Raw genomic sequence first — 2,805 nt, forward strand, 5'->3', positions numbered from 1 at the left:
TCCGCTCGGCTCGCCCCCTCTTCGACGCCCAGGATGCGGCGAGCCTCGGCGACGCTCATGCGACCCGAGGGCTGCGCAGCCATGCCGGTCCGGCGGGTGGAGACGGCCAGCCAGAGCCCCAGCACCACCAGCACAATGCCTGAACCCCAGCGGCCGCTGACGCTGAGCCAGGCCGCGGCGGCGAAGGCGGCGATCGCCAGCCCGCCGGAGAGGAAGCGCCACTCCCGCCGTTTCAGCACCGGCTTGCCGCCGGTCGCGATCAGGAAGAGCGCCAGGGCCGCGCAGCCCAGGGCTACATAGATCATGCGGCTATTCCGCCGCGATCTTCTCGCTCTCGTCCAGGCCCGTGAAGCCCAACGCCCCCATAAGCGCCCGCAGCTCCTGGCGGGCGGCCACGTGCTGCAGCGACATGGCGACAGGCCGGATGGTCGGCGACAGGTCGGCGACCGTCAGCCCGAACGGGAACAGCTCGCGGTAGATCACCCGGTCCCGGAGGCCGGGGCCCACGCGGAAGCCGACCTTCCGCGAGAGCGCCGTGACCCGCTCGTCCAGGCGCTTGCGGTTGCGCGCCTCGGTCGGCGCCAGGCGGTTGCGCAGCACGACCCAGTCGGTCTGCCGGCCGGTGGCCAGCGCACGCGCCTTGCGGCAGCTCCAGACGGTCTCGGAATAGAGGCTGTGGCGCTTCAGCTCGAGCGTCACGGGATCCACTTGGCCCAGCATGTCGAAGTCGACGAAGCTGTCGTTCATCGGCGTGACGATCAGGTCGGCCTTGCCGTGGGCCGCGCGGCTGATCGCCGTGTCGCTCCCAGGCGTGTCGATCAATACGAAGTCGGCAGCCTCGCTCATCTCGGCGAAGGCGGCCTCGAAGCGCGCCAGCTGTTCGGCGTCGGGCGCCTTGGCCAGGGCGTCGCCGGCCGAGCTGATCGCGTGCTCCACAGGCATCGGCGCCTCGACCCCGTTGGCGGCCAGCCAAACCTTCCGGTTGGCGAAGAAGCGCCCCAGCGTCTGCTGCCGCAGGTCGAGGTCGAGGACGGCGACGCTGGCGCCGCCGTGCAGGAGGGCGGTGGCGATGTGGATGGCGATTGTGGACTTGCCCGCCCCGCCCTTCTCGTTGCCCACCACGATGACGCTGGCCTGGCCCATGGTCCCTGAAGCTCCCGACTCAATTCCTTAACGTGAGCCCTGTGCGCAGCCGCGCGTCAACGCGCCGATCGCCACGGCCTGTGGATGGACTTCCGCCGCCGGCCTGGCGTAAGCCCGCGGCATGAGCCTGCCGATCGTCCGCACCGTCGCCGACCTCCGCGCCCGCGTGGCCGCCTGGAAGGCCGCCGGAGACCGCGTGGGCCTGGTGCCGACGATGGGCGCCCTGCACGAGGGCCACCTGTCGCTCGTGCGGCTGGCGCGCACCCGCGCCCACCGGGTGGTCGCCAGCGTCTTCGTCAACCCGACCCAATTCGCCCCGAACGAGGACTTCGACGCCTATCCGCGCAGCGAGGCGCGCGACGCCGAGCTTTTGGAAAGCGCCGGCTGCGACCTGCTCTTCGCGCCTGACGTTGGCGAGATGTACCCGGACGGGTTCGCCACCACCATCACCGTCTCCGGCGTCTCCGAGCCGCTGGACGGTCAGGCCCGCCCCGGCCACTTCGCCGGCGTCGCCACCGTCGTGGCCAAGCTGCTCAACCAGGCCCAGCCGCACGTCGCCGTCTTCGGCGAGAAGGACTACCAGCAACTCCAGGTGATCCGCCGCCTGGTTCGCGACCTCGACCTGCCTGTGGAGATCGTGGGGGGGCCGACCGCCCGGGCCGAGGACGGCCTCGCCCTCTCCTCCCGCAACGCCTACCTGAGCCACGAGGAACGCCTCGTGGCGGCCCGCCTGAACCAGGTCCTGCGCGAGGCCGTCGCCGCCCTGAACGCGGGCGAGCGGGTGGACGCGGTCGAGACCCGCGCCGTCGACGCCCTGACCGCCGCGGGCTACGCGCGCGTGGACTATGTCGAGGTGCGCGACGCGGCCGACCTCTCGCGCATCGGTCCGGGTCCCGCCGACCGTCCGGCCCGCATCCTGGCCGCCGCCGTCCTGGGCCGCACCCGCCTCATCGACAACATGGCGGTCTGAAGCGCTGCCGCGGCGCGTCGTCGCATGGCAATGCGCCCAGGCGCTTTCTTCACCGTTCCAACCTTAGCCTCGGGCCTGCGCGCAGCTTGAGTAGAGGCCGCGCGTCGTCGGCGGCGGTTCCGCCGGGGGTCGGGGACCAGGGCCTATGCCGCTTTACAAGTACGACGGCTCCGCCGCGGCGGAGACCGCCGCGCCCGTCACGCAGTTCTTCGGCACCGACGGAGTCGACACCCACTCAGGCACGGCCGCGGCCGAAGGCTTCTGGGGCGGTCCCGCCGACCTGATGACCGGCGGAGGCGGCGACGATTCCTACTGGCTGAAGTCCCGCCAGGACCAGGTGGTCGAGCTCGTGGCCGGCGGCGTCGACAAGATCACGGCCTGGCACAGCGTCACGCTCGCCGACCATCCGCACGTCGAGAACGTCCACGTCGCCGGCGAGCGGCTGTACGTCGCCGGCAACGCGCTAGACAACATCGTGGAGGGCGGCGCGGGCGGGCAGCAGGTCTACGGTGGCGCGGGTCAGGACGTGCTGGTCGGCGGCGCGGGCGCCGACGTCTTCATCGTCTACAGGGGCGAAGGCAACGACGTCGTCCAGGACTTCTCGGTCGCGGAGGACAAGGTCCGCCTGAAGGCGGGCTTCACCAGCTTCGACCAGGTCAAGGGCCGGCTTTCGCAGCAGGGCGCCGACGTGA

3 protein-coding genes and 1 pseudogene are annotated in these 2,805 nt (G+C 71.7%); 2 read left to right on the forward strand and 2 right to left on the reverse strand.

The window, feature by feature from the left end; genetic code table 11:
- Positions 1-305, reverse strand: a 305-nt coding sequence (locus RIF93_RS19800) for a molecular chaperone DnaJ (protein WP_309093164.1), incomplete at its 3' end; no start/stop codon positions are given.
- 4 nt (positions 306-309) lie between these two features.
- Positions 310-1,143 (reverse strand): division plane positioning ATPase MipZ, encoded by an 834-nt coding sequence (locus RIF93_RS19805; RefSeq protein ID WP_309093165.1) that lies wholly within the window; start codon positions 1,141-1,143, stop codon positions 310-312.
- A 121-nt stretch (positions 1,144-1,264) separates the two neighbouring features.
- Between RIF93_RS19805 and panC the strand changes: the two genes are divergently transcribed.
- Complete coding sequence (gene panC, locus RIF93_RS19810; protein WP_309093166.1) at positions 1,265-2,113, forward strand: pantoate--beta-alanine ligase; 849 nt, start codon at positions 1,265-1,267, stop codon at positions 2,111-2,113.
- A 145-nt stretch (positions 2,114-2,258) separates the two neighbouring features.
- Positions 2,259-2,805: pseudogene (locus RIF93_RS19815) on the forward strand (1,3-beta-glucanase); the annotation flags it as partial.

Source organism: Phenylobacterium sp. (assembly GCF_031181185.1).
Classification (GTDB): domain Bacteria; phylum Pseudomonadota; class Alphaproteobacteria; order Caulobacterales; family Caulobacteraceae; genus Phenylobacterium.